The sequence below is a fragment of the Kitasatospora sp. NPDC058046 genome (assembly GCF_042885595.1).
GTDB lineage: Bacteria > Actinomycetota > Actinomycetes > Streptomycetales > Streptomycetaceae > Kitasatospora.
In genome coordinates, this window is record NZ_JBHVRS010000024.1 from 25,499 (window position 1) to 49,675 (window position 24,177).

Below are 24,177 nucleotides of genomic sequence, written 5' to 3' on the forward strand. Positions count from 1 at the left end.
GCCCGCTCCGCGGCCGCTCCGGGGCGGTCCGTGACGGCCGGGGCTGTCGCGGGGTGCTTCGCGGGCGTACGGTGGCCGTACGGTGGCGCGCCGCCGGGTGGGCCGCCTGATCCGAGTCGGCACGCCCTGCCGGAGGCCGCGATGGCAGACCGGATGGCCTTCTTCACCACCCCGCGCGAAGAGCGGGTGCGGCGTGATGCGCGGGAGCGGCTGGGGGACTGGCGGGAGGTGTACCGGCCCGGCCCGCTGCTGCCGGTGGTGGGCGGGCAGGCGGGGCGGTGCATGGACTGCGGGCTGCCGTTCTGCCACAGCGCCTGTCCGCTCGGGAACCTGGTGCCGGAGTGGAACCGGCTGGTGGCGGAGTCGGGGACGGGTTCCGGGGAGGGGGCCGGAGCGGGCGCGGAGGTCGGCGCGGCGGCCGGCGCGGATTGGCGGGCGGCCGCGGCACGGCTGCTGGCGACCAACAACTTCCCGGAGTTCACCGGGCGGCTCTGCCCGGCGCCCTGCGAGAGCGCCTGCGTGCTGGCCATCGACGGCGCGGCGGTGACGATCAAGAACGTGGAACTGGCGATCGCCGACCGGGCGCTGGACGCGGGCTGGGACGGGCCCCGGCCGCCCGACCGCGCCGAGCGCTCCGGTGGGCGGCGGGTCGCGGTGATCGGCTCGGGCCCGGCCGGGCTGGCCGCCGCCCAGCAGCTGACCAGGGCCGGGCACGCCACCACGGTGTACGAGCGGGCCGACCGCGCGGGCGGGCTGCTGCGGTACGGCATCCCGCCGTTCCGGCTGGAGAAGCACCGGCTGGAGCGCCGGCTGGACCAGCTGCGGGCCGAGGGCACCGACTTCCGCACCGGGGTGTGGGTCGGCCGGGACGTCCCGGGCGAGGAACTGCGGGCCGGGTACGACGCGGTGGTGGTCGCGGTGGGCGCGACCGCCTGCCGGGAGCTGCCGGTGCCGGGGCGGGAGCTGACCGGGGTGCACCAGGCGATCGAGTACCTGACCTGGGCGAACCGGGTGGACGAGGGCGACTGCCCGGTCTCGCCGCTGTCCGCCGAGGGGCGGCACGTGGTGATCGTCGGCGGCGGCGACACGGCGGCGGACTGCCTGGGGACGGCGCTGCGCCAGCGCGCCGCCTCCGTCACCCAGCTGGACATCAACCCGCGGCCGCCGCGGGACCGGGCCGACGGGCAGCCCTGGCCGGTGTACCCCAAGGTGTACCGGGAGACCACCTCGCACGAGGAGTCCGGTGCGGCGGAGGCCGGGCCCCGGGTGTTCGCGGCCGCCACCGTCGGCTTCGAGCCCGGCCCGGACGGCCGGCTGGCCGCCGTCCGCTTCGCCGAGGCCGAGCCCGCCGACCGCAGCCCGCGGGCGGGCACCGAGCGGAGGCTGCCGGCGCAGCTGGTGCTGCTCGCGCTGGGCTTCACCGGGCCGGACCCGGACCGGCCGTTGTTCGCCCAACTCGGCCTCGCCACCGGGCCGGAGGGCACCCTGGCCCGGGACGACGGCTTCGCCACGGCGGCGGAGGGCGTGTTCGTCGCGGGGGACGCCGGACGCGGGCAGTCGCTGATCGTCTGGGCGATCGCCGAGGGGCGGGCGGTGGCCGCGGCGGTGGACCGGTACCTGCGGGGGTGGACGGAACTGCCGGCGCCGATCCGGGCCTCGGCGCGGGCGCTCACGGTGTGAGACCGGGAGCACCCGCGCCGGTCGGGGTGGTGAGGGTGGTCGGGGCGGGTGTCAGAACAGCGGGAGGCGGCGGAGGAACACGTCCTCGGCGTTGTTGGTGTCCCCCGGGACGAGGGTGCCGTCGGACGAGGTGAACACCACCGCGGTGCCGAAGGCGTCGGGGAACGGGGCGTACGAGGAGCCGGTGGTCTGGGAACCGTCGCCCGCCACGCTGACCCGCTCGGTGCGGCCGGTCCACAGGTCGCGCCGGAACACGTCCTCGGCGTTGTTGGTGTCGCCGGGGACGAGGTTCTCTGCCGCCGAGCTGAAGTAGACCCACCGGCCGTCCGCCGTCAGCCGGCCGCCGAAGGAGTCGAGGGTGGTCTTCGTCCCGGGCAGGCCGACGCTGACCAGTGTCTCGGTGCCCTGCCGGAGGTTGCGGACGTAGAGCTCGAAGTGGCGGTCCCAGGAGGTCTCGCCGTGGACGACCCAGGAGGAGTAGACGGCATAGCGGCCGTCCGGGCTGATCGACGGGTCGGCCGCGCCCTTGTAGCCGCCGTCGGGGGCCGAGGAGGCCAGGCTGGTCCGCCCGGCGCGCAGGTCGCGGGCGTACAGCGGGTAGAGGCGCGGCTTGAGGAGCTCTGCGCGGGCGTCTGAGCGGGTGTCCGGGCGGGAGTCTGAGCGGGCTTCCGGGCGGAGGGAGTCGGCGGCGACCTCCTCGTCGGAGCCGGCCCTGAGCTCGGCGACGGCGGCCGGGGAGAGGGTGTCGGGCCGGCCCGGGCCGATGAGGTTGGTCGCCTTGGAGATGAAGACGACCGTGCTGCCGTCGCCGCTGATCTCCGGCGATGCGGAGGAGGCATCGGCCTCCTTGCCGTCCGCGCCGACGCTGACCAGGCGGGTGTCGCCGGTCCAGAGGTCGGTGACGTAGATGTTGCCGCCGAACCAGGTGACCGTGCCGGGGGCGAGGTCGCTGCGGTTGGACTGGTAGGCGACGTAGCGGCCGTCCCAGCTGATCGAGGGGACGTCGGACACCCGGTCGGTCTGCGGGGCTCCCGGCGCCTTGCCGACGCTGACCAGCCGGGTCTCGCCGGTCCGGCGGTCGTGGACGTAGACGTCCTGGTAGCCGCGGTTGGCGCCGGGGGCGAGGTTCGTGGCGCTGGAACCGAACGCCACGTAACGGCCGTCGCCGCTGATCGCGGCGTGGTGGGCGGCGCCGTCGGCCTGGACGCCGCCCGGACCGGTGTCGACCCGTTCGGTGCGGCCGGTCCACAGGTCGCGGACGAAGACGTCGACGGCACCGTTGGTGTCGCCGGGCACCAGGTCGGCCGCCTCCGAGGTGAAGACGGCGTAGCGCCCGTCGGCGCTCAGGCCGTGGGCCTGTGAGGCGCCGGTGGCCTGCGCCTGGCCGGGGCCGACGGAGACGCGTTCGGTGCCCGTGCCGCCCGGCCAGGTGGACGGTCGTGTGGTGGACGGTTGTGTGGTGGACGGGGCCGCCTGGGCGGGGGCGGCGACGGTGATGGTGACGGCGGCGGCCAGTGCGGCGGCCGCGAGGGTGCGGGCCGCGCGCAGTGGGCGGCGGATGCGGGTCATCGGGTTCCCTCCCCTGGGATCGGGCCGTGCCGCGTCGGCGGTGGACGCCGAACTCCCCGGCGGCCGGCTCGGGGTGAGCCAACCGCCGGGCGGGGTGGTCGGTCAACGGGTGGGTGCCGGGAGCGGCGCATTCACGCCGGAGGGCCGGGAGGCCGTGGACGCGGTCGCATCGGGTACGTACGGTCTTTGCTACGATCCGGCGAAGCTGGTGTCAGGAGTTGTGCGTACATGGGTCGGAGGGTGTGGGACGTGGGTTCCGACGAGCGGGCGGTGACGTCGGTCGAGGTCCGCTACACCCCGACGGCCGAGGACTTCCGGGAGGCCTTCGCGGCGTGGGAGCGGTGCACGGCGGCCGGACGCCGGTCGCGGCGGGCCGTGTACACGGTGGCCGTCGGCGGGACGGCGGTCGTCGGGCTGCTCGCCGTCCTCGGCGGGACGGTGCTGCGGTTTGTCGCCCTGCTGGTGGCGGTCGTGCTGCTCGTGGTTCTCGCGGGGCCCGCGACGCGGGTGCGGCGGGTGACGAGGACGGCGAGGGAGAAGGGCGAGTTCAGGGTCCTGCTGGACGACCAGGGGGTGGTCGTGAGCACCGAGGCCTCGGTCACCGAGTTCGCCTGGTCGGAGCAGCGGTACTACCTGGAGACGCCCCGGCTGTTCCTGCTGTTGAAGGGCAGCGAGGAGACCGGTGTGCTGACCATGCTGCCCAAGCGCGGGGTCGACGACCTCCGGGGGCTGGGCGAGCTGATCGACCGGCACGCGACGGCGCTCGTCCGGGACTGAGCAGTCGTGGGGTGGGTGCGGCGGGCGCGTCACGGGGTGGGCTCCGGCGCGACCGGCCCGGTGCGGTGCGTCCGCTGGTCGTAGCGCCAGAGTGCGGGGAGCGCGGCGGACACGGCGGCCGAGCTGCCGAGGCAGAGCAGGCCCCCCGTGCGCAGTGCCGCCCGGATGCCCTGGCGGGCCGCGAGCCCGCCCGCCCGCAGGTCGCCCAGGGCCGGCCCGGCGGAGCCGATCAGCATCTCCAACCCGGCTGCTCGGCCCCGGAGTTCGTCCGGAATGGACTGGTTCCAGATGGCGCTGCGGAAGGTGTCGCCGACCCAGTGCGCGCCGCCCGCGACGGTCAGGCAGAGCAGGACGGCCCACAGGCCCGGGGCGAAGGCGGCCGCCGCCGTCGCCGCGCCGACCAGGGCGGCGGAGAGCAGGACCAGCCGGCCGTGCCGGTGCACCCGCTCCGCCCACCCGCCGGTCGCGGCGGCGATCAGGCTGCCGGCCGCACCGGCCGAGTAGAGCAGGCCGAGCGCCCAGGTGGCGTCCAACTCCGCGGCGAGGAACGGGAAGAGCGCGGTGGGCAGGGCGAAGACGGTGGCCGCGAGGTCGGCCAGGTAGGTGCCGACCAGGTCGGGCCGCCGGGCCGCGTACCGGGCGCCGTCGAGGAACTCGGTGAGCTGCGGCGCCTCGGCGTCCCGCTCCGAGGGGACCGGCCGGACCCGGGCGAGCAGGGCGATCGAGAGCAGGAAGGTGCCAAGGTCGACCAGGTAGGCGGCAGGGACGCCGGCGGTCGCGATCAGCAGGCCGGCCGCCGCCGGGGCGGCCACGCCGCCGATGCTCCAGCGCAGGGAGAGCAGGGCGCCCGCCGCCACCAGCTGGTCCTGGGGCACCAGGCGGGGGACCATCGCCTCGACCGAGGGCTGCTGGATGCCCTGGATCGCCGCCGCCACCCCGGCGGCGACGTAGAGCGGCCAGACGGCGGGGGTGCCGAGCAGCGCGTTGGCCAGCAGTAAGGCGCTGAGCGCGGCCAGGGCGACCTCGGTGGCCAGGGTGACGGTGCGGCGGTCGGCGCGGTCGGCGAGGACGCCGCCGTAGAGGCCGAACAGGATGACGGGCACGAGCTCGACCGCGCCGACCGCGCCCACGGCCAGCGGCGAGCCGGTGAGGTCGGCGATCTGGAGCGGGATCGCGGTCATGGTGAAGATCGAGCCGAGCAGGGTGACGGTGCCGGAGGTCCAGGTCAGCCGGAAGTCCCGGGAGGAGCGCCAGGGGGCGGTGTTCGGGAGCAGGCGGGACCGGGGGCGGTCGGGGCTGGAGGTGGGGTTTGGTCCGGAGGTCGGGTTCTGGTCGGGGCTTGGGTCGGGTCCGGAGGTGGGGTTCGGGTTGGAGGTCACGAGGGGTGGGATCCCTTCGCGGTCGTCGGCGTCGCGACGGCCGTCCTTATCGCTGATAAATTCCAGCTCGGGAACTTATCGGCGATAAGGTGGGTCTGGCAAGCGGATAACCCAGGAGGGCGATCGGATGGCGCTGCAACGCGACGAGGTTGTGCGCACGGCGCTGCGCCTGCTCGACGAGGAGGGCATCGACGGGCTGACCACCCGCCGGCTCGCCCGTGAACTCGGCGTCCAGTCACCGGCGTTGTACTGGCACTTCAAGAACAAGCGGGAACTGCTCGATCTGATGGCCGAGGCGATGCTCGCCGAGGCCCTCCCGCCCGACCGCGAGCCGGACCCGGCGCACTGGCCCGAGTGGATCGCCGCCGACGCCCGCGCCAAGCGCGGCGCCCTGCTCGCCTACCGCGACGGCGCCCGGGTGCACGCCGGCACCCTGCCCAGCGAGGACGAACTCCCGGCGGTCGAGGCCCAGCTGACCGCCCTGTGCGGGGCCGGGCTGCGCCCGCGCACGGCGCTGCGGCTGCTGCTGACCGTCGACCGGTACATCATGGGCTGGGTCACCGAGGAGCAGGCCTGGCGGCAGGACACCGCGGACCGCGACCGGCCGCCGTTCCCGGACGAGGCGCTGCGCGAACTGCCGCTGCTGCGCGAGGCGGTGGACGTGCTGCGGATGACCGACCACGACGCGGACTTCGAGTACGGGCTGCGGGTGCTGATCGAGGGGTTCCGGGCGGAGATCGCGCGGGAGGCGGCGGAGGGTGTTCCGGCGTCAGGGGAGGGCGCTCCGGCGTCCGAGGCCCGGGCCTCGGAGGGCCGGGCGCAGGAGGGGCGGTCGTCGGACGGGCCGGTCGTCGGACGGGCCGGCGTGACTGGACTAGCGTGACGTCCATGACCACCCTTGATCCCCGCAGTACGGCCCTGGTCCTGATCGACCTGATGGACCGGATCGTCGCCAACCCGCTCGCGCCGCGCACCGGTTCGGAGGTGGTGGAGGCCTCGCTGGAGCTGGCCCGGGAGTTCCGGGCGGCGGGCGCGCCCGTGGTCGCGGTGCGGGTCGAGCGGCCGAACGTCGCCGAGCAGCCGCCCGGGAGCGGGCTGGTCGCGGAGGTCGCGGCGGTGGCCGACGAGGTCGTGGTGAAGCGCACCATCGGCGCCTTCCAAGGCACCGGCCTGGACGGGCTGCTGCGGGCGCGGGGCGTGGAGACCCTGGTGTTCACCGGGATCGCCACCAACCTCGGCGTGGAATCCAGCGCCCGGGCCGCCGGCGACCACGGGTACCGGCTGGTGTTCGTCGAGGACGCGATGGCCGCGCTCACGGCGGAGGAGCACCGGGCGTCGGTGGACCTGGACTTCCCGCGCTTCGGCGAGGTCGTCGTGGCGGCGGACGTGCGGTTGGGATGAGTCGGCGGGGGCGGGGCTACGGCCGGGCGGGGTTTTGGCCGGGCGCGGTGCAGGGCTGTTACGGCCGGGCGAGGCGGAGGGCTTCGCGCAGCCGTCCCTCCGAGGCCGTGAGCAGGCGCGCTGCGGTGGGGGCGTCCACGTCCGCGAGCAGGGAGAGGATGGCGTCCTTGACCCGGCCGCCGGTCGCGCTCAGGGCGCGGTCGACCGCGGTCCCGTCGGCGCCGGTCGCCTCGGCGACGATCCGTCGGGCACGGTCGCGCAGCTTGTCGTTGGTGGCGCGGAGGTCGACCATCAGATTTCCGTACGTCCGGCCGAGCCGGACCATCACGGCCGTGGACAGCAGGTTGAGCACCAGCTTCTGCGCCGTGCCCGCCTTGAGCCGGGTCGATCCGGCCAGCACTTCGGGGCCGACCTCCACCTCGATGCCCAACTCGGCCGCGGCCGCGAGCGCCGAGCCGCGGTTGCACGCCAGCCCGACGGTCAGCGCCCCCGCCGCGCGCGCGGCGCGGACGGCGGCCAGCGGGTAGGGCGTACGGCCGGAGGCGGAGACGCCCACCAGGGTGTCGGCGGAGGTGAGGGCGAGTGCGGCCACATCGGCCTCGGCGAGGTCGGTGCGGTCCTCGGCGCCCTCGGCCGCCGCCGTGACGGCCGGGCGCCCGCCCGCGATCAGGCCGACGACCAGCGCCGGATCGGTGCCGAAGGTCGGCGGGCACTCGACGGCGTCCAGCACGCCGAGCCGCCCGGCCGTCCCGGCGCCCGCGTAGACCAGCCGGCCACCACGCGCCATCCGGGCGGCCACGGCGTCGACCACGGCGGCGATCCGCTCCAACTCCCCGGCGACGGCCTCGGGCACCGTACGGTCCTCGGCGTTCATCAGCCGGAGCAGCTCGACCGTGGGCAACTCGTCGATCGCGGCCCACTCGGGGCGGATGGTCTCGGTCGCGGGAACGGTGTCACGACTCATGCGCCCGCCTCGCTTCGCGCGGCAGTGCTATTCGCCCAGGCACATCGTCCGATGATTCGCTCGTTCATGCGGCCAGCCTCCCCGGGTGCGGGGTGCCCGAATCCGGGCAAGCGTGGATGGCGGGCATGAGGGGGCCGGCGCGAGGCGATGGCGGTCTGGCCCTCGCTGCGGCCGTACTTCGACGAGCGGGTGCCGGCGGAGGCCCGGACGCTCGGGCTGCCGGGTGAACCGGCCGCACTGGGGGCGCTGGTCGGGCCGGCGGACCAGGCCCGGTTGGCGGCGGCGCTGACCAGGGCGAGTCTGGCGCACGTGGGCGCCGGCTGAGGGGCGGGTCGTCCGGAGAGCGGGTGGGGGTCAGGCCATCCAGAAGAAGACCGCCGTCATCCGCCGCTCGGCCAGGTCGGTGCCGTAGTAGCCGGTGGCGCTGTGGATCAGGTTGGCGTGGTAGAGGAGCAGCTGGTTGTAGCGGTTGGGGACGCGGACGTCCTCGGTGAAGTGGTCGCCGGGAACGTGGCGGGTGCCGAGTGCCTCGACCAGGTTGTTGTGCGGGGCGTTGACCAGGTTGCCGCCGAGGCGGCCGCCGGGGAACTGCTGGCGGTAGAAGCTGGTGCCGGCGTCCTTCGGGGCGCCGGGGCTGAGGTAGAGGACGGCGGCGTAGCGGCAGAGCGCGCGGGAGTCGGTGTGGGGGCGGGACTCGGACTCCCCGGCACCGACGACCTGGACGCAGTTGTGGTTGAGCGTGCCGCCGCCCGGGGTGCTCTGCACCCAGAGCCGGGAGGCGCCGGTGGCCTTGCGGACCAGCGACTCGACCCGGGCGAGTTCCCCGGGTTCCAGGCCCGGCATGGTGCGCAGCCCTGGCCAGGTCTCGGGGCGGTGCGGGTAGCCCTCGGTCCAGTCCCCGCGGGCCAGACAGCGCTCCCGGACGGCGTCCGGGTCGGGCAGCACGTTGTCCAGGACCCAGTAGTCCCGGCCCCGGGTGGGCTTGCGGTAGGGCAGGACCGGCAGGGTGGTGGGCCTGATGGGCTGTGAGGGCATGGGCCGACGATAGAGGCGGCCATCGCCAACCTTCTGCCGTGAGCAGGTCAACCTTTCGTCAAGGGTGCTCCGGCCCGGACACGTGGTTGAGCCCCTGGTCGGAGGCCGGGCCCGCGGCCTAGGCCTCCCGTACGGCGAAGCTCCCGAGGGCGCCCTCCAGACGGTCGTAGGCCCGGACCGCCGAGGGGCGGACGGCGGTGGCGATCGCCGTCTGCTCCTCGCCCGCCAGGGTGCGGCGGAACACCTCGGCGAACACCGCGCGGTCGACGGCGGCGAGCAGCGCGGCGGCGACGCGGCACTCGAAGCCGACGGGTCTCTCGTGCACCGCCTCGGCCAGCGCCTCGGCGAGCGCCGTCTCGCCCTGCTCGTGCAGCTCGCGCAGCCGGGCGCCCAGGGCGGGGCTGTCGAAGACGGTGCGGGCGAACTCCGGGCCGGAGAAGCCGAGCCGGGCGTCCTGCCGGTCGAGCCCGGCGAGGCAGTCGCGGCGCAGCGCGGCGAGCGCGGACTCGCCCGGCGCGCGCCCCGCGACGGTCGCGGCGAGCCGGACGACGAGCTCCTCGTGCAGGTCGAAGAAGAGGTCCTCCTTGCGCGGGAAGTGGTTGGTGACGGTCATCTTGGCGACGCCCGCGGCGGCCGCGACCTCGGCGATGGTCGTGCGGTCGAAGCCCTGCTCGATGAAGAGCCTGGTCGCGGCGTGCGAGATCGCCTCTCGGGTGCGGCGCTTGTTGAGCTCGCGCAGGCTCGGCGTGGTCGCGTTCTCGGTCATGCCGGGAGCGTAGCGCAGATTGCTGGGTCGGGTACAGGAATTAGGCTTGACCCAATCAGTGGGTCCGGCCTAAGTTCTTCTCGGGCGGCCGGAGCGGCTGCCCGGGTGAGCGTCCGAGAGTGTGCCGAGCGAGTGTCGGGGTGCCGCACGCGGGTTCGGGGGGCGCTGGCCCGACTGCGACTAGGGGAGGGGCGCATGACGACATCCGTCGCCGCGAAGGACCAGCCGGGAGGAGTCCGGGAGGGGGCGCCGGAGCCGATTCCGGCGGGCCTGTGGAAGATGGCCTCGGTGCTCGCGCTGGGGCCGGTGCTCGCGCTGTTGGACAGCACGATCGTCAACGTCGGCATCGACTCCGTCGGCCGCGATCTGCACGGCTCGATCGCGGAGATGCAGTGGGTGGCCACGGGGTACCTGCTGGCGATCTCGCTGACCATGCCGCTCTCGGGTTGGGCCGCCGGCCGCTTCGGCGGGCGGCGGGCGTGGCTCGCCTCGGTCGTCCTGTTCGTGCTCGGATCGGCGCTGTGCGGCCTGGCCTGGTCGACGGGCAGTCTGATCGCCTTCCGGGTGCTGCAGGGGATCGGCGGCGGGATGATTCAACCGCTCGGCCAGGCGATCATCATACAAGCGGCCGGGCCGTCCAGGGTCGGGCGGGTGATGGGCACGCTGATGCTCCCGATCAGCATGGCCCCGGTCCTGGGGCCGATCCTCGGCGGGCTGGTGCTGGAGCACTTCGACTGGCGTTGGATGTTCCTGCTGAACGTGCCGGTCGGGCTGGTGATCCTGCTGCTCGCCGCCCGCTGGCTGCCGACTGACGAGGCGTCGGACATACCGAAGCCCCGGCTGGACGTGACGGGGCTGGTGCTGCTCTCGCCCGGTCTGACCGGGCTGGTCTACGGGCTCTCGACGATCGGTGACGGCGCGACGGCCGGCTGGGTCGCGCTGGTGGTGGGCACGGTGCTGGTGGCGGTCTACGGCTGGCACGCGCTGCGGGTGGGCCGCAAGGCCGGCCGGGCGCCGCTGATCGACCTGCGGCTGTTCGCCCGGCGCGGGTTCTCCGTGGCGACGGCGAACAGCTTCCTCCAGGGCGCCGCGCTCTACAGCTCGATGTTCCTGGTGCCGCTGTACTACCAGCAGGTGAAGCACGCCGGGGCGGTGGAGGCCGGTCTGCTGCTGGCGCCGCAGGCCCTCGGTACGGCGGTCACCGCCATGCTGGCCGCCCGGATCACCGACCGCTTCGCGCCGCGTCCGCTGATCATGATCGGCATCGCCTGCTCCCTGGTCGGCACGCTCGCGTTCACCCGGCTGGGCAGCGGCTCCGAACCGGCGGCCTGGCTGATCGCCGGCTCGCTGGCGCTGCGCGGCGCGGGCATGGGGCTGATCGCGATCCCCGGCCTGGCGGCGGTGTACGGGAGCGTCGAGAAGGCCCAGGTGCCGGCGGCGGCGGGCGCGGTCAACGTGCTCAACCGGCTCGGCGGGGCGCTCGGCACGGCGGTGCTGACGCTGGCGCTCCAGCAGGCGCAGGGCGGGCACCCCGACCAGCCGGGTGCGGCCTTCGGCGAGACCTTCTGGTGGGTCCTGGCCCTGTCGGCACTCGCCATCGCCCCGGCACTGCTCTACCCGAACACCCGCCCGTCCCGCTGACCGCCGAGCGGCTCCCGACCACCCAAGCATGGAGGTACCCGTGTCCACCCGTCACCCCGGCGCTCTCCGCCTGCTCAGCGTGCACGCGCACCCCGACGACGAGTCCAGCAAGGGCGCGGCCACCCTCGCCCGGTACGCGGCCGAGGGCGTGGACGTCCTGGTCGCCACCTGCACCGGCGGCGAGCGCGGCTCGGTGCTCAACCCGGCCATGGATCGGCCCGAGGTCCGGGCCGACATCGCCCGTGTCCGCCGCGAGGAGATGGCGGCCGCCCGGGAGATCCTCGGTGTGCGCCAGAGGTTCCTCGGCTTCGTCGACTCCGGGATGCCCGGGCCGGGCGAACCGCTCCCGGAGGACTGCTTCGCGGCCCGGCCGGTGGAGCTGGCGGCGGCGCCGCTGGTCGCGCTGATCCGGGAGTTCCGCCCCCAGGTGGTCGTCACCTACGACGAGACCGGCGGGTACCCGCACCCGGACCACGTGATGACCCACCGGGTCACCGTGGCGGCCGTAGAAGCCGCCGCTGACCCGCAGCGCCACCCCGGGCAGGGCGAGCCCTGGCAGGTGTCCAAGCTCTACTACCACCTGGCGCTCTCCCGGGCCTGGTTCCAGGCCCTGCACACGGCGATGACGGAACGCGGAGTCCCCTCGGAGATGGGCGAGCTGCTGGCCGGCTGGCCCGACACCCCGCCCGCCCTGGCCGCCACCACCCGGATCGCGTGCGCCGAGCAGTTCGCCGTACGGGACGCGGCGATGCTGGCGCACGCCACCCAGGTGCAGCCGGGTGTGGCCTTCATGGCCCACCCGCGGGACATCGAGCGCGAGGTCTGGCCGACGGAGGACTACCACCTCGCCTGGAGTCTGCTGCCGGAGGCCGGTGCGGCGGCCGCGGCGGGCGGGATCGAGACCGACCTGTTCGCCGGGCTCCGGGCGGAGGTGGAGGTGGGGGCGGGATGAGCCTCACGGTCGGCGTGGCGGCGCGGGCCGTCGTGCTGCGGGCCGTCGCGCTGTGGGCCGTTGTGGGGCGGGTGGTCGTGGTGCTGCTCGGTGGCGGGCGGGCTGCCGTCCGTTCAGCACTGGCCGTCGGCGAGCACGTAGAAGCCCGGGCCGGTCTGCTTCAGGGTGTGGGTGACGAAGGTGTTCCAGAGCCCCATGCTCTGGCCCGAGCCCAGCGCGAAGGTCAGGCCGCCGCTCTGGGTGGCACGGCCGGCCAGGACCTGGTCGTAGTTGCTGGCGGTGAAGCACTTTGGCGTGCCCCCGCCCGGGGTGGTCGCCGTCACCGCCGCCGAGCGGGCGCCGACCGTGCCCGAGCCGTCGACCGCCGCCACGGTGTAGCCGTACGTGGTGCCGGCCGCGAGTCCGGTGTCGGTGAAGGTCGTGCCGGTCGTGGTGCCGACCTGACCGCCGTTGCGGAAGACCTGGTAGGAGGCCGCGCCGCTGACGGCCTGCCAGCCGAGGGCGATCGAACCGGCGGTCGCGCTCGCCGTCAGGCCGGTCGGGGCCGGCAGCCCGGGGTCGGTGGGGCCGGAACCGCCGTCCAGCCCCCAGAACTGCGCGGTGTAGTAGCCGGAGCAGATCGTGTCGAGGAAGTAGGCGCCGGTCGCTCCGCACTGGTCGGCCCCGGAGCCCGGGTGGACGGCCAGGCCGTGGCCCATCCCGCTGATCGTGAACACGGCCACGGCGGGCTTTCCGCTCGCGTCGGCGTAGAGCTCCTGGGTGGTGCCGCCGGGGAGGCTCCGGGTGCCGGTCGGCTGGCGGCCGACGCCCTGGACGTTCGTCCACTGGTCCCGCAGCTCGGTCGCGTTCACCGGCCTGACCACGGTGTCGGCCGTGCCCTGCCAGATCGCCACCCTGGGCCACGGTCCGGTGTAACCCGGGTACGCGGCCCGGACCTTGTCGCCCCACTGGGCCGGGGTGAGCCCCTGGTCGGAGTTCTGGCAGCCGGAGGCGGCGGCCTGGGTGGCGGCGCAGTGGGCGGGCAGCCCGGAGTCGATCGCCCCGCCGGCGAACACGTCGGGGTAGTCGGCCAGCAGGTCGGCGGCCATCCCGCCGCCGGCCGAGAGCCCGGTGACGAACACCCGGCGGGCGTCCGAGCCGTACAGGGACTCGGCCTTGGTGACCATCTCGACCACCGACCTGGCCTCGCCGACGCCCCGGGCGGCCTTGCCCGCGTCGAACCAACTGAAGCAGGAGAGGCTGTTGTTGACGCTGCTGGTCTGCGGGAACACCACCGCGAAGCCGTACTGGTCGGCGAACTTGGTCCAGCCCGAGCTGCGGTAGTAGTCGGTGGCGCTCTGGACGCAGCCGTGCAGCGCGACCACCAGAGGAGCGCCGCTGGGCAGCCCGGCGGGGGTGTAGGTGTACATTGCGAGGTTGCCCGGGTTGGTGCCGAACCCGGTGACCTGCTGGAAGCTGCCGCTCGCAGTCGCGGTTGCGGCTGCGGCTGCGGACGGCAGGGTGGAAACCGTGTCGGAGGCCGCGGCCGCGCCGGGTGCGGCGGTACCGAGCGCGAGGACGGCGGCGGTGAACAACGCCGCGGCGGTGGGGCGCAGTGGCATGGGGACTCCTGGGTGGGGGAGGAGTGGGGGCCGGTCCCGTGCAGCGTGGCGCGCCAGGAGCCCCGGTGCCATGTGGCGGTCATCCGGGGTCCGCCGCCCGGGCATGGCACGGGCCGCCATGGTCCGGCGGCCGCGGCCCCGTACCCACCGCGCGCCGTAAGGCACTTGAGGCAGGCGGCCGGACCAGGCAGGTTGATCCCATGACCACCGATGAGATCGCCGCCGAAGGCCCCCAGCCCACGAACGGCCCGGAGCGGCGGACCCGGACCCACACCTGGACGCCCGGCCCGCCGATCGCCGAGTTCACCCACCTGAGCGGAGAGGAGATCCTGCTGGAGTGGATCGCCGGGCGGATCCCGGAGCCCTCGATCTGCGGCACCATGGGCTTTCACCTGACCGAGGTGAAGCCGGGGACGGCGGTGTTCCGGGGCGAACCCGGAGACCACCTCCACAACCCGATGAACACCGTGCACGGCGGCTACCTGGCGGCCCTGCTCGACTCGGCCCTCGGCTGCGCCGTGCTGAGCAGGCTGCCGGCCGGGGTGGGCTACACCACCACCCAGCTCAACGTCCACATGCTGCGCCCGCTGTTCGCCGACTCCGGGACGCTGCGCTGCGAGGGCGTGGTGCTGCACCTGGGCCGGACGATGGCGACGGCGGAGGCCAGGGTGGTGGGCGCGGAGAACGGCAAGCTCTACGCGCACGCCACCACCACCTGCGCGATCCTGGCCCCCGCCCGGAGGCCTGACCGCCCAGAGTCCTGACCGAGCGGGTGGCCCGGCCGGGCGGCCGCCGTACCCGCCCCGGAACGGGCCGGCCCCGGCCGCTGTGGCGACCGGGGCCCGAACCTGGCACTCGGAGCAGCCGGAGGGGTCTGAGCGGTAGGAGCCGCTCAGAGTGCCCCGAGCAGGCCGCAGAGGGCGATGAGGCCGCAGATGCCGAAGTTGACCAGCTTGTGGGACAGGAAGATCGCGGCGAACTCGCGGATGGTCGCGCTCGGCCAGTAGTAGCGGGCGGTGGGGGAGCCGAAGACGTGGCCGTTGACGCCGGTCTCGCGGGCGAGCAGGGCGGCCCGGAAGGCGTGGAAGTTGTTGGTGACCACGACACAGCGGTAGTCGGGCTTGGCCTGTTCCATGATGGCCTTGCTGAACCGCAGGTTCTCCTCGGTGGTGCGCGAGCGGTCCTCCCGTTCGATGTGCTCGGCGGGGAAGCCGTGTTCGACCAGGTAGTCGGCCATCGCGTGGGACTCCGGCAGCTTCTCGTCCGGCCCCTGGCCGCCGGAGGTGATGAGCACCGGCGGGTTGCCGCGGGCGGCCTGCTCCTCGTACACCTCGCGGCCCCGGTTCAGCCGGCTGGCGAGCAGCGGTGGGACGCGCTCGCCGCCGATCAGTCCGGAGCCGAGCACGACCACGAAGTCCACGTCCTGGCGGGGCCGGTGGCGGCCGTAGAGGAAGGCGTAGCCGATGAAGCAGGTGAAGAGGAAGGAGACGTAGCCGATCACCAGGAGCAGGGTGCCGACCACGATGCCCAGTCGGGCCGAGCGGAGGGCGAGGGCCACGAACAGCATCAGGATGACGGCGACGATGCCCAGACCGGCGAGCAGGGAGAGCAGGTTGGCCGGCCGTCTGCCCTCCTTGCGGATCATGGTCAGGCCGTTGGCGATGAGGAACCAGATCAGGGCCACCGTTCCGACGGTCGGCAGGAGGAAGATCGCCACCATCGCGATCTCCACCACCAGGGTGGGGGCTCTGCGCAGTTCGGCGAGCACGGCGAGGGAGAGCAGTGAGACGGCGATGCCGAGCAGGATGGCGTTGCTGAACTGGCGACGGTCGCGTAGTACCCCGAGTCCGAACAGGACGAAGAACAGGGCGGCTGGGGCATAGGCGATCATGCGCCGTATTCTACGGTCGCCGTAGGGTCGGGCCGTTGGCCGGAACGGCCCGACCCCGAGGTCGGGGAGCGCTCAGGCGAAGCGTTCGATCGCGGCCAGGACTGCCTCCCGCATCCGCGGACTCCCCGTGTGCCCGGACTCGTCGATGACCGTGAGCCGTGCGTCCGGCCAGGCCTTGGCCAGCTGCCAGGCGGTGGCGAGCGGTCCGCCGAGGTCCAGTCGGCCGTGGATCAGCTCGCCGGGGATTCCGGCCAGCCGTCCGGCGTCGCGCAGCAGTTGGCCGTCCGGCAGGAAGGCCTGGTGCGAGAAGTAGTGGGCGGTGATCCGGGTGAAGCCCATCAGCGCCTCGGAGGGGCGGTCGGTGTACGCGTTCGGCTTGCCCAGCGACTCGTGGGAGATGACCGCGTCCTCCCAGGTGGCCCAGGCGTTGGCGGCGGCCCGGCGGACGGACTCGTCGGCGCTGTTGAGCAGCCGGCTGTAGGCGGCGAGCAGTTCGGCGGTGTCCCCGTCCCGGTCGGCGGGCGGAAGGAAGTCCCGGAACTCCTCCCAGGGCCCGGGCAGGAAGCGGCCCACGCCCCGGTAGAGCCAGTCGGTCTCCTCGGGGCGGGTCATGGTGACCCCGCAGATCACGATCGCGGAGACCCGTTCCGGGTGCGCCTGCGCGTACGCGAGGATCAGCGTGGAGCCCCACGAGCCGCCGTACAGCAGCCACTTGTCGATGCCGAGGTGCTCGCGCAGCCGCTCCATGTCGGCGATCAGGTGCGCCGTGGTGTTGTGCTCCAGGCTGGTCGACGGGTCGGCGGCGTGCGGCCGGCTGAGCCCGCAGCCGCGCTGGTCGAACTGGACGAGGTGGTAGCGCTCCGGGTCGAAGTACCGTCGGGCGCCCGGGCTGTGGCCGGAGCCGGGCCCGCCGTGCACCACCGCGGCCGGCCTGCCGGCCGGGTCGCCGGAGGCGTTCCAGTGGATCAGCTGACCGTCGCCGACGTCCAACAGGCCTTGTGCGTAGGGTTCGTAGAGGGGGTACGGCTCGGGCATCGGTGACTCCTCCGTGGTCGTACGGGCGGGGCCCGGTGAGCCTACCCGTTGCCGGAGGCCGAGGTCCGGCCCGAGGGAGGCGGCGTGGAAGGAGGCCGAGGACCGGGAAGGGCGGCCCCGGGCCCCGGGCTCAGCGCCGCTCCGGCGGCAGCAGGGCCGCGAGGCCGTCGAGGATCCGCTGGACGCCGAACTCGAAGCGGGCGTCCATGTTCGGCTCGGTGAGGTCGTCGGCGAGGTCGACCAGGTTGGGGAAGGTCTCGGCGGGCAGGGCGCGGAACAGGTCGCCGGCGGCGTCGGCGATGTCCCGGCGGCTGGTGCCGAGGACCTCGGAGGCCGAGATCGGCGACTGCTCCTGGAGCACGAAGCCCTGGACGAAGGCGCCGAGCAGGTAGCTGGCCATGGCGGCGTCGGCGTCGGTGAAGCCGGCCGCGCGGAGCCGGTCCAGCTGGTCCTCCATGAGCCCGAGCAGGTTGGGTCCGGGGGCGAGCCGGCCGGCGACGACCTTGGCCGCGTCCCGGTTGTCGAGCAGCAGGCGGCGGTAGCGCCAGCAGTACGCGTGGAACTGTTCGCGCCAGTCGCCCTCGCGCGGCGGGGGCTCGGCGGAGCCCATCACCGCGTCGGTGAGCAGGTCGAGGAGTTCCTGCTTGTTGCGGACGTGCCAGTACAGCGAGGCCGCCTTGACGCCGACCTCGGCGGCGACCTTGCGCATGGACAGCCCGGCCAGGCCGTCCCGTTCCAGGACGCGCAGTGCGGCGTGGGCGAGGGCCTCCCTGGTCAGGGCGGGTGTCGCGTCGTCGGTTCCGGGTGTGTCGGTGTGGTTCTGCGGCATGGCTGTGCGGACGCCTCCGGTGGTGCGGTCGATTCCCGCTTGCAATCTAACACCGTTAGGTGCACTCTGTGGCTGTCACGCCGACCCCTAACACTGTTAGGGGCTCATGATCGGAAGGGAACCCATGGAGAAGTCGAGCGCCCGCCGCAAACGGCTCGCGCTGCTCACGCTCTGTATCGCCATGTTCATGGCCATGCTGGACAACGTCGTCGTCAATGTCGTCCTGCCCCGCATCGGGCAGGAGCTGGACGCCGGGATCAGCGGTCTCCAGTGGGTCGCGGAGGGCTACAGCCTGGTCTACGCCGCACTCGTCCTGACCGGCGGCGCGCTGGGCGACCGCCACGGCCGTACCCGGATGTTCGTACTGGGGCTCGGCCTGTTCACGCTCGGCTCCGCCGTGGCCGCGCTCGCCGGAACGATCGGCGTGCTGGTCGCGGGCCGGATGGTCCAGGGGGTCGGGGCCGCGCTGCTCACCCCCGGCAGCCTGACCCTGCTGGGGCACGTGTTCACCGACGAGCGCGAGCGGGCCAAGGCGATCGGCGTGTGGTCCGGGGTGTCCGCGATCGGCCTCTCGATCGGCCCGGTGATCGGCGGCCCGCTGGTCGAACACTTCGGTTGGGCCAGCGTGTTCTGGATCAACGTGCCGATCGGCGTGGCCGGCGTCCTGCTCGCCGCCAAGGTCCTCCCGGAGATCCCGCCGCGCGCCCGGCGGATCGACTTCGGCGGGTTCGCGCTCTCGGCGGCGGGCCTCGGCCTGCTCGTCTACGCCTTGATCGAGGGCCCCGCACGAGGCTGGACCGACCCCCGGGTGACCGGCTGCGGCGCTGCCGCCGCCGTCCTGCTGGCCGCCTTCCTGCTGCTCGAACTGCGCCTGGCCGAGCCGATGCTGGAGCTGAGGCTGTTCCGGGACGGCGCGTTGAGCGGTGCGCTGCTCAGCGGGTTCATGGTGAGCTTCGGGATGTTCGGGGCGCTGTTCTTCCTGCCGCTGATGATGCAGGGCGTGCTCGGCTGGTCCCCGTCCGGCGCGGGGTACGCCGGGCTGGCGATGACCGCGATGCTGGTGGTCGCCGGGCCGCTGTCCGGCCGGTTCGCCGCCCGGTACGGCCCCCGGCCGCCGATGGTGCTGGGCCTCGCGCTGTGCGCGCTCGGTCTCGGCGGGCTGTCGCTGTACGGCGACCACGCCCGCTACCCGGAGTACCTGTGGACGCTGTTCACGATGGGCTTCGGCATGGGGCTGACCTTCACCCCGGTCTCGGTCGCGGTGCTCCAGCGGGTCGCCCCGGCGCAGACCGGGATGGCCTCGGCGACCGTCAACACCCTGCGCGAACTCGGCGGCGTGCTCGGGATCGCGGTGCTCGGCGCCGTCCTGACCAACCGGATGACCGACGGGTTGACCTCGGCCCTGCACCGGCTCGGCGTCCCGCCGGAGGCCGTCGGCCCGATCGCGGACGCGCCGACCAGTGCGGCCCACGGTGGTGGCGGCGCGGCCGGCGCACTGCCCGAGCCGGTGCGCCAGGCGGTGGACGGGGCCTTCGTCGACGGCATCCACCTCGCGCTGCGCTGCGGCTCGGCCGCGCTCGCCGTCACCGCGGTCCTGGTCGCCGTCCTGGTCGGCCGGGCCCGCCCGCTCGCCCCGGCGGCCTCCGGGGAGCCGCGGCCGGAGGACCTGGCCGGGGCGGGCGTCGCCTGAGCCGACCGGTGAGGTGCTGTCAGGAGGTCGCGGGAGGTCGCGGAAGGCCGGGAAGGTCACAGGAGGTCGCGCGAGGTCAGCGGATCCCTTCCACCGCCGCCTGCGCCGTGCGGGCCAGTTCGCGCCGGGCGCCCGCCCGGCCGGGCCGGGGCCCGGGCGGCGGTATCGGCGGCAGGAAGGTCACGTCGGCGACCAGCCCGCGGGCCGCGACCACCCGGGCGAGCGAGGTGAGCAGCCCGTCGTCCCCGATGAAGGCGGGCACGCTGGTCGGCCGTCCGTCCGCCAGCCGGTAGCGGATCGTCACCGGCTGGACGTCGGCACCCGCCTCCACCGCCGCCTGGAACAGCGCGGGCCGGAACCGGCCGCTCTCCCGCCCGCACCAGGTCGACCCCTCCGGGAAGACGATCACCGGGTGGCCGGAGCGCAGCACCTCGGCCACCGTCGCGACGGTGTCCGGCAGCGTCCGCAGCCGGTCGCGGTCCAGGAAGACGGTGCCGCCCAAGGCGATCAGCGGTCCGAGCACCGGCCATCGGCGGACCTCGGTCTTGGCCAGCGACCGGCCCGGCCGCCCGGCGGCGAGCAGCGGTATGTCCAGCCAGGACACGTGGTTGGCCACCACCAGCACCCCGCCGTCCGCGCCGGGCCCCCAGCCGTCGGGCCCGGCGAGGTGGACCGTCACCCCGAGGGTGCGCAGCACGACCCGGGCCCAGAACCGGGCCAGCCGGTTCCGGGCGCGGTCCGGGAGCAGCCGGACCGGCGGGAGGAGCACGACCCCGGCCAGCACTGCCGCCAGACAGGCCGTCAGCCGCAGCGCCCGCCGGGGGTGGGAGACCCTCGGCGGGACGTCGGCCAGGCAGGTCTCGGGCCGGCAGGTCGCGGTGGGCAGCCAGACGCTCACGACGAGGCGCCCGAGGCGGGTCCGCCGGACAGGAAGTGCCGCAGGTAGCGCGGGTCGGTGCGCTCCAGCGACAGCAGCACGTACAGGTCGGCGCAGTCGAAGTCCGGGTCGTACGCGGGCGCGCCGCAGACCCAGGCGCCGAGCCGCAGGTAGCCGCGGAGCAGGGCCGGCAGCGCGCCCCGCTCGGCGCGCGCCACCCCGGTGGCGTCCCAGGGACGGTGCGGGGTGACCCGGTACTCCTCGGGCGCCAGGTGCTTGGCGCTGACGGTGTCCCAGACCCGGGCCGCGGTGGCGCCGCCGTCCGCCAGCTCGATCGAGCAGCAGCCGCCGACCCAGGTGTTGCCGGTGTCGGCCAGGTAGCGCGCGATGCCGCCCCACATCAGGTTGATGACGGCGCCGTTGCCCCGGTGGTCCGGGTGGATGCAGGAGCGCCCGAGCTCGACCAGGCCGGGGCGGACCGGCGCGAGCGCGGAGAGGTCGAACTCGCCGTCGGAGTACAGCCGTCCGGCCCGGCGCGCGGCCTCGGGGCGCAGCAGCCGGTAGGTGCCGACGACGGTTCCCCGCTCGCCCTCGCGGACCAGCAGGTGGTCGCAGAACTCGTCGAACGGGTCGACGTCCAGGCCCGCGACCGGGCTGTGCAGTTCGGCGCCCAGCTCGGTGCCGAAGACCTGGTGGCGCAGCCGCTGGGCGGCGCGCACGTCGTCCTCGTCGCGGGCGAGGGAGACGGTGTACGAGGCCGGGGCGGCGGGCCGGTGGGGGCGGGGCGCGGGGACCGCCGGGGCGTCGTGGGTGGTGGTGACTGCGGACGGAGCGTACGTGGGGACGGTGGTCATGGCGGACCCTCCAGGGCAGCACGATCGGCGGTGCCGTGGATCACCACGGCACCGTCCCGGTCCGCAGGCGTTTGGGCATGGACGCGAACCGGTCCCCGTGTTTCTCTCCGAATCGGTTGGCATTCATGTTGCGGCCCGGAGGACCGCAGATGTGCACCTGTTGAATGGCACCACCCGTGGCCCGGCGGTCATCTGCCCGGCACCGGGCGCTCGTTCGCGGGGGGTGGACAACACGCACCACGGGGGCGTACGGCCGCACCGCACGCCCCCGTTGTCGCGACCCCGCGGTCGTCACGCGGCTGCTGTCACGCCGCTGTCGTCACGATCGCGCCGTCACGCCGCTCTCGTCACGTCGCCGTCGTGAGGAGAGCGGCGTGACGCTCAGAACGCCCGCCAGCCCTCCGGGTCGACCCCGCCCGGGACGGCGCCGGCCGGGCCGTACGGCTCGCGGGTGTAGACGAAGGAGCCGACGTCGAGGTGGCTGACCGTGCCGTCGGGGTGGCGGACCACCCGCAGGGTCTCGCCCGCGTAGTAGTTCTCCACACCGGTCCAGGTGCCGTCCGCCTCGGGCCGGAAGCGCGAGCCCCGGCCGCGGCCGGTGAGCGGGGCGAGCTCCAGCACCCGCCCGGGCCTCAGCCGCAGGGCGGCCGGCGCGGCGCCCCAGTACCAGGGACCGGTGAGCTCCAGCAGCTCCGCGTCCACCTCGGCGAGCGGGCGCCACGGTTCGGGCAGCCGGGGCTCCAGGTCGGCGGTGAGCGCGATCAACTCGGCGGCCAGCGACGGGGCGCTGGCGCCGCTGGTGGCGTTGGAGAGGGCGTACGCGGCCAGGCCGTCGGTCTCGCTGATCCACAGGCCCGCGGTGAAGCCGGGCATCGAGCCGGTGTGCCCGTACAGCAGCCGGCCCTCGTCGCGGCGCAGTTGCAGGCCGAGGCCGTAGCCGCTGGTCCACTCGGCGTCGTCCGGGGCGACGGCCGGGCGGCGCATCTCGGCGACGGTGGCGGCGGACAGCACCTTGTCGTCGCCGGCCGTCAGGAAGGCCGCCCAGCGGGCCAGGTCGGCGATGGTGGACCAGAGTTGGCCGGCCGGCGCCATCAGCCCGGTGTCGGTGAGCGGCTCGGGCAGCATGACGTCGGCCCAGGGGTGGACGGCGAAGCCCCCGGCGTGCGGGTGCTCGGGCAGCAGCGTGGTGCGGTCCATGCCGAGCGGGGCCAGCACCTCGCGGCGCAGCACCTCGCCCCAGGGCTCGCCGCGCAGCTTCGCGACCAGGGCGCCGAGCAGCGCGTAGCCGGGGTTGGAGTAGTGGTGCACCCGCCCGGCGGGGTGCTTCAGCGGCCGGTCGGCCTCCAGGACGTCGTCGAGGCCGGGCCGCAGCGAGCCCTCGGTCCGCTCCCACCACGGGCCGGGGGTCTCGGCGGTCAGGCCGGAGGAGTGCGCGAGCAGTTGGGCGACGGTCGCGTCGTCGGCGGGGGTGCCGGGCAGGTGGCGGGAGAGCGGGTCGGCGAGGTCGAGCAGGCCCTCGTCGCGCAGCCGCATCACGAGCACGGCGACGAAGGTCTTGGTGAGCGAGCCGATCCGGTACTGGACGTCCGGGGTCGGCGCGTGCCCGTCGACCATGCTGCGGGCGCCGCTCCACACCGGCCGCCCGTCGCGCAGCACGCCGGCGACCATCGAGGGCGTGCGCCCCTCGGCCTGGGCGACGGCGAGCCGGTGCAGCAGGGCTCGGCGGGTGGCGGGCAGCAGCTCGGAGGGGAGGTCGGTCATGTGGGCTTCTGGACTCATCGACATGTGCACGGACAGTAGTCCAGCCCGGCCGCGACGCCGACCCAATAATCCCGCGCACGGGCCCCATAACCCCGCGACCGGGCCCGGGCTTCGGATCGGGCCGGGCCCGGTGAACCGGATCAGCCCGGCAGCGGCGGCAGTTCCGGCCGCTCCAGCCAGGCCTCGAAGAGCGGGCCGAGCGGCGCGGCGGTGTACCTGGCGGCGTGCGCGCGCAGGTCGGCGGTGGCGACCACGCCGTGCCGGTTGGCGCCCGTCCAGTCCCGCAGCATCGCGAAGAACGCGTCGTCGCCGAGCGCCCGCCGCAGCGCGTGCACCACCAGCCCGCCGCGCTGGTACAGCCGGTCGTCGAACATCAGCCTGCGGCCCGGGTCGCCGAGCGTCAGGTCCTGTGGCAGCCCGGCCAGCAGCCGGTGCGCGGCGGCGGCGTGCACGGCCGCGCCCGGGCCGCCGGCGTGCTCGGACCAGAGCCACTCCGCGTACTTGGCGAAGCCCTCGTTGAGCCAGATGTGCCGCCAGTCGGCGATGGTGACGCTGTTGCCGAACCACTGGTGGGCCAGCTCGTGGGCGATCAGCCGCTCGCGTTCCCAGCCGCCGCCGAGGTGGTTGGTGCCGAAGGTGGCGACGCCCTGCGCCTCCACCGGGACGTCCAGCTCCTCGTCCGCGACGACCACCGCGTACTCGCCGAACGGGTACGGGCCGAAGACCTCGCCGAAGTAGGCCGCCATCTCCGGCTGCCGGGCGAAGTCCCGGGCGAAGGCGGCGGCCAGCCGCTCCGGCACGTAGCCGGTCTGCGGCACCGCCGGGCGCACCGCCAACGGCACCGGCCGGTAGTGCCCGATCGACACCGTCACCAGGTACGTCGGGGTCGGCGCGCTCTGCTCGTACACCCAGGTGGTGCTGGACGCCCGGGTGGTGCGGGTCAGCAGCCGGCCGCTCGCCACCACCGTGAACGGGGACGGCGTGGTGACCGCCAGCTGGTAGGTCGCCTTGTCGGCGGGGCGGTCGTTGCACGGGAACCAGGACGGCGCGCCGACCGGCTGGCTCGCCACCAGCGCGCCCTCGGTCAGCTCCTCCCAGCCCAGGCCGCCCCACGGGCTGCGCACCGGGCGCGGGTTGCCCGCGTAGTGCACCTCGACGGTGAACGCCGCGCCCGGCGCGAGCGCCCTGGCGGGGCGGATCCGCAGCTTGCCGCCGCGGTGGGTGTAGCGGGCGGCCTTGCCGTCGACCAGCACCCGGCCGATCCGGAACTCGGCCAGGTCGAGCGCGAACTCGGCCAGCGCCGCGTCCGCGACCGCGCTCAGCCGGGCCGAGCCGGCCAGCCGGTTGGGCCCGGGCCGGTAGTCCAGCGCCAGCTCGTAGCGGTGCACCCGGTAGCGGTGGTCGCCGCTGTTCGGGAAGTACGGGTCCGGGGCGCCGGCGGCCGCCGGGACGTGCTTGGGCTTCACGGGGACGTG

22 protein-coding genes are annotated in these 24,177 nt (G+C 74.6%); 9 read left to right on the forward strand and 13 right to left on the reverse strand.

Features of this window, described 5'->3' with window-relative positions:
* Nucleotides 1-141: 141 nt before the first annotated feature.
* A complete protein-coding gene (locus tag ACFVU7_RS35845; protein WP_388049542.1) occupies nt 142-1,680 on the forward strand; it encodes a glutamate synthase subunit beta in 1,539 nt (512 codons plus the stop codon).
* 51 nt (nt 1,681-1,731) lie between these two features.
* Here ACFVU7_RS35845 and ACFVU7_RS35850 read toward each other — a convergent pair whose 3' ends face one another.
* Nucleotides 1,732-3,249 carry a hypothetical protein gene (locus ACFVU7_RS35850; protein WP_388049544.1) on the reverse strand — a complete coding sequence of 506 codons (1,518 nt, stop codon included), beginning with the start codon at nt 3,247-3,249 and terminating at the stop codon, nt 1,732-1,734.
* Nucleotides 3,250-3,498: 249 nt separating this feature from the next.
* On the opposite strand from ACFVU7_RS35850, the gene ACFVU7_RS35855 reads away from it, so the two are divergent.
* On the forward strand, nt 3,499-4,026 hold the full coding sequence (locus tag ACFVU7_RS35855) for a YcxB family protein (protein ID WP_380777567.1): 528 nt from the start codon (nt 3,499-3,501) through the stop codon (nt 4,024-4,026).
* A 29-nt stretch (nt 4,027-4,055) separates the two neighbouring features.
* On the opposite strand, the gene ACFVU7_RS35860 is transcribed toward ACFVU7_RS35855, so the two are convergent.
* On the reverse strand, nt 4,056-5,405 hold the full coding sequence (locus tag ACFVU7_RS35860; protein ID WP_388049546.1) for an MFS transporter: 1,350 nt from the start codon (nt 5,403-5,405) through the stop codon (nt 4,056-4,058).
* A gap of 127 nt (nt 5,406-5,532) precedes the next feature.
* Here ACFVU7_RS35860 and ACFVU7_RS35865 point away from each other — a divergent pair, with 127 nt between their 5' ends.
* The gene (locus ACFVU7_RS35865) at nt 5,533-6,288 is read left to right on the forward strand and encodes a TetR/AcrR family transcriptional regulator C-terminal domain-containing protein (protein WP_388049548.1); all 756 of its coding nucleotides are present in this window, start codon (nt 5,533-5,535) and stop codon (nt 6,286-6,288) included.
* 5 nt (nt 6,289-6,293) lie between these two features.
* Nucleotides 6,294-6,806: an isochorismatase family protein gene (locus ACFVU7_RS35870; protein WP_388049551.1), complete on the forward strand. Its 513-nt coding sequence runs from the start codon at nt 6,294-6,296 to the stop codon at nt 6,804-6,806.
* A gap of 58 nt (nt 6,807-6,864) precedes the next feature.
* On the opposite strand, the gene murQ is transcribed toward ACFVU7_RS35870, so the two are convergent.
* Nucleotides 6,865-7,770 carry an N-acetylmuramic acid 6-phosphate etherase gene (gene murQ / locus ACFVU7_RS35875; protein ID WP_074003611.1) on the reverse strand — a complete coding sequence of 302 codons (906 nt, stop codon included), beginning with the start codon at nt 7,768-7,770 and terminating at the stop codon, nt 6,865-6,867.
* Between the two features lie 147 nt (nt 7,771-7,917).
* Between murQ and ACFVU7_RS35880 the strand changes: the two genes are divergently transcribed.
* Nucleotides 7,918-8,094: a hypothetical protein gene (locus tag ACFVU7_RS35880; protein WP_387971145.1), complete on the forward strand. Its 177-nt coding sequence runs from the start codon at nt 7,918-7,920 to the stop codon at nt 8,092-8,094.
* A gap of 30 nt (nt 8,095-8,124) precedes the next feature.
* On the opposite strand, the gene ACFVU7_RS35885 is transcribed toward ACFVU7_RS35880, so the two are convergent.
* Nucleotides 8,125-8,805, reverse strand: a complete 681-nt coding sequence (locus ACFVU7_RS35885; protein WP_074003610.1) for a DUF6445 family protein — start codon at nt 8,803-8,805, stop codon at nt 8,125-8,127.
* A 118-nt stretch (nt 8,806-8,923) separates the two neighbouring features.
* A complete protein-coding gene (locus tag ACFVU7_RS35890) occupies nt 8,924-9,571 on the reverse strand; it encodes a TetR/AcrR family transcriptional regulator (RefSeq protein WP_388049554.1) in 648 nt (215 codons plus the stop codon).
* Between the two features lie 195 nt (nt 9,572-9,766).
* Here ACFVU7_RS35890 and ACFVU7_RS35895 point away from each other — a divergent pair, with 195 nt between their 5' ends.
* Nucleotides 9,767-11,212, forward strand: a complete 1,446-nt coding sequence (locus ACFVU7_RS35895; protein ID WP_388049557.1) for an MDR family MFS transporter — start codon at nt 9,767-9,769, stop codon at nt 11,210-11,212.
* 28 nt (nt 11,213-11,240) lie between these two features.
* On the forward strand, nt 11,241-12,164 hold the full coding sequence (gene mca / locus ACFVU7_RS35900; protein ID WP_388049559.1) for a mycothiol conjugate amidase Mca: 924 nt from the start codon (nt 11,241-11,243) through the stop codon (nt 12,162-12,164).
* Between the two features lie 113 nt (nt 12,165-12,277).
* Here the strand turns inward: mca and ACFVU7_RS35905 are convergent, their stop codons facing one another.
* Nucleotides 12,278-13,765 (reverse strand): PHB depolymerase family esterase, encoded by a 1,488-nt coding sequence (locus ACFVU7_RS35905; protein ID WP_388049562.1) that lies wholly within the window; start codon nt 13,763-13,765, stop codon nt 12,278-12,280.
* 200 nt (nt 13,766-13,965) lie between these two features.
* On the opposite strand from ACFVU7_RS35905, the gene ACFVU7_RS35910 reads away from it, so the two are divergent.
* The gene (locus ACFVU7_RS35910) at nt 13,966-14,529 is read left to right on the forward strand and encodes a PaaI family thioesterase (RefSeq protein WP_388049565.1); all 564 of its coding nucleotides are present in this window, start codon (nt 13,966-13,968) and stop codon (nt 14,527-14,529) included.
* A 128-nt stretch (nt 14,530-14,657) separates the two neighbouring features.
* On the opposite strand, the gene ACFVU7_RS35915 is transcribed toward ACFVU7_RS35910, so the two are convergent.
* From ACFVU7_RS35915 to ACFVU7_RS35925, 3 genes are all read right to left on the reverse strand, one after another.
* The gene (locus ACFVU7_RS35915; RefSeq protein WP_387971158.1) at nt 14,658-15,656 is read right to left on the reverse strand and encodes a YdcF family protein; all 999 of its coding nucleotides are present in this window, start codon (nt 15,654-15,656) and stop codon (nt 14,658-14,660) included.
* 72 nt (nt 15,657-15,728) lie between these two features.
* The gene (gene pip, locus ACFVU7_RS35920) at nt 15,729-16,691 is read right to left on the reverse strand and encodes a prolyl aminopeptidase (RefSeq protein WP_388049568.1); all 963 of its coding nucleotides are present in this window, start codon (nt 16,689-16,691) and stop codon (nt 15,729-15,731) included.
* A 130-nt stretch (nt 16,692-16,821) separates the two neighbouring features.
* Nucleotides 16,822-17,520: a TetR/AcrR family transcriptional regulator gene (locus ACFVU7_RS35925; protein ID WP_388049571.1), complete on the reverse strand. Its 699-nt coding sequence runs from the start codon at nt 17,518-17,520 to the stop codon at nt 16,822-16,824.
* A 124-nt stretch (nt 17,521-17,644) separates the two neighbouring features.
* Here ACFVU7_RS35925 and ACFVU7_RS35930 point away from each other — a divergent pair, with 124 nt between their 5' ends.
* Complete coding sequence (locus ACFVU7_RS35930) at nt 17,645-19,210, forward strand: MFS transporter (RefSeq protein WP_388049573.1); 1,566 nt, start codon at nt 17,645-17,647, stop codon at nt 19,208-19,210.
* Nucleotides 19,211-19,286: 76 nt separating this feature from the next.
* Here the strand turns inward: ACFVU7_RS35930 and ACFVU7_RS35935 are convergent, their stop codons facing one another.
* The 4 genes from ACFVU7_RS35935 to ACFVU7_RS35950 form a co-directional block, all read right to left on the reverse strand.
* Nucleotides 19,287-20,108: a lysophospholipid acyltransferase family protein gene (locus ACFVU7_RS35935; RefSeq protein WP_388049576.1), complete on the reverse strand. Its 822-nt coding sequence runs from the start codon at nt 20,106-20,108 to the stop codon at nt 19,287-19,289.
* On the reverse strand, nt 20,105-20,941 hold the full coding sequence (locus tag ACFVU7_RS35940; RefSeq protein WP_387824381.1) for a GNAT family N-acetyltransferase: 837 nt from the start codon (nt 20,939-20,941) through the stop codon (nt 20,105-20,107). Before ACFVU7_RS35940 ends, ACFVU7_RS35935 begins: the two co-directional genes overlap by 4 nt.
* Nucleotides 20,942-21,322: 381 nt before the next feature.
* Entirely contained in the window at nt 21,323-22,702 is a 1,380-nt protein-coding gene (locus ACFVU7_RS35945) for a serine hydrolase domain-containing protein (RefSeq protein WP_388049579.1), read from the reverse strand.
* 140 nt (nt 22,703-22,842) lie between these two features.
* Entirely contained in the window at nt 22,843-24,168 is a 1,326-nt protein-coding gene (locus tag ACFVU7_RS35950) for a M1 family metallopeptidase (RefSeq protein ID WP_049658093.1), read from the reverse strand.
* Nucleotides 24,169-24,177: the final 9 nt, after the last annotated feature.

Coding starts and splice junctions, on each gene's coding strand:
- ACFVU7_RS35905 (WP_388049562.1), bottom strand. CDS start 13,765: ATGCCACTGCGCCCCACCGCCGCGGCGTTGTTCACCGCCGCCGTCCTC.
- ACFVU7_RS35895 (WP_388049557.1), top strand. CDS start 9,767: ATGACGACATCCGTCGCCGCGAAGGACCAGCCGGGAGGAGTCCGGGAG.
- ACFVU7_RS35845 (WP_388049542.1), top strand. CDS start 142: ATGGCAGACCGGATGGCCTTCTTCACCACCCCGCGCGAAGAGCGGGTG.
- pip (WP_388049568.1), bottom strand. CDS start 16,691: ATGCCCGAGCCGTACCCCCTCTACGAACCCTACGCACAAGGCCTGTTG.
- ACFVU7_RS35890 (WP_388049554.1), bottom strand. CDS start 9,571: ATGACCGAGAACGCGACCACGCCGAGCCTGCGCGAGCTCAACAAGCGC.
- ACFVU7_RS35885 (WP_074003610.1), bottom strand. CDS start 8,805: ATGCCCTCACAGCCCATCAGGCCCACCACCCTGCCGGTCCTGCCCTAC.
- ACFVU7_RS35850 (WP_388049544.1), bottom strand. CDS start 3,249: ATGACCCGCATCCGCCGCCCACTGCGCGCGGCCCGCACCCTCGCGGCC.
- ACFVU7_RS35870 (WP_388049551.1), top strand. CDS start 6,294: ATGACCACCCTTGATCCCCGCAGTACGGCCCTGGTCCTGATCGACCTG.
- mca (WP_388049559.1), top strand. CDS start 11,241: ATGGAGGTACCCGTGTCCACCCGTCACCCCGGCGCTCTCCGCCTGCTC.
- ACFVU7_RS35880 (WP_387971145.1), top strand. CDS start 7,918: ATGGCGGTCTGGCCCTCGCTGCGGCCGTACTTCGACGAGCGGGTGCCG.
- ACFVU7_RS35915 (WP_387971158.1), bottom strand. CDS start 15,656: ATGATCGCCTATGCCCCAGCCGCCCTGTTCTTCGTCCTGTTCGGACTC.
- ACFVU7_RS35930 (WP_388049573.1), top strand. CDS start 17,645: ATGGAGAAGTCGAGCGCCCGCCGCAAACGGCTCGCGCTGCTCACGCTC.
- murQ (WP_074003611.1), bottom strand. CDS start 7,770: ATGAGTCGTGACACCGTTCCCGCGACCGAGACCATCCGCCCCGAGTGG.
- ACFVU7_RS35940 (WP_387824381.1), bottom strand. CDS start 20,941: ATGACCACCGTCCCCACGTACGCTCCGTCCGCAGTCACCACCACCCAC.
- ACFVU7_RS35945 (WP_388049579.1), bottom strand. CDS start 22,702: ATGACCGACCTCCCCTCCGAGCTGCTGCCCGCCACCCGCCGAGCCCTG.
- ACFVU7_RS35865 (WP_388049548.1), top strand. CDS start 5,533: ATGGCGCTGCAACGCGACGAGGTTGTGCGCACGGCGCTGCGCCTGCTC.
- ACFVU7_RS35925 (WP_388049571.1), bottom strand. CDS start 17,520: ATGCCGCAGAACCACACCGACACACCCGGAACCGACGACGCGACACCC.
- ACFVU7_RS35910 (WP_388049565.1), top strand. CDS start 13,966: ATGACCACCGATGAGATCGCCGCCGAAGGCCCCCAGCCCACGAACGGC.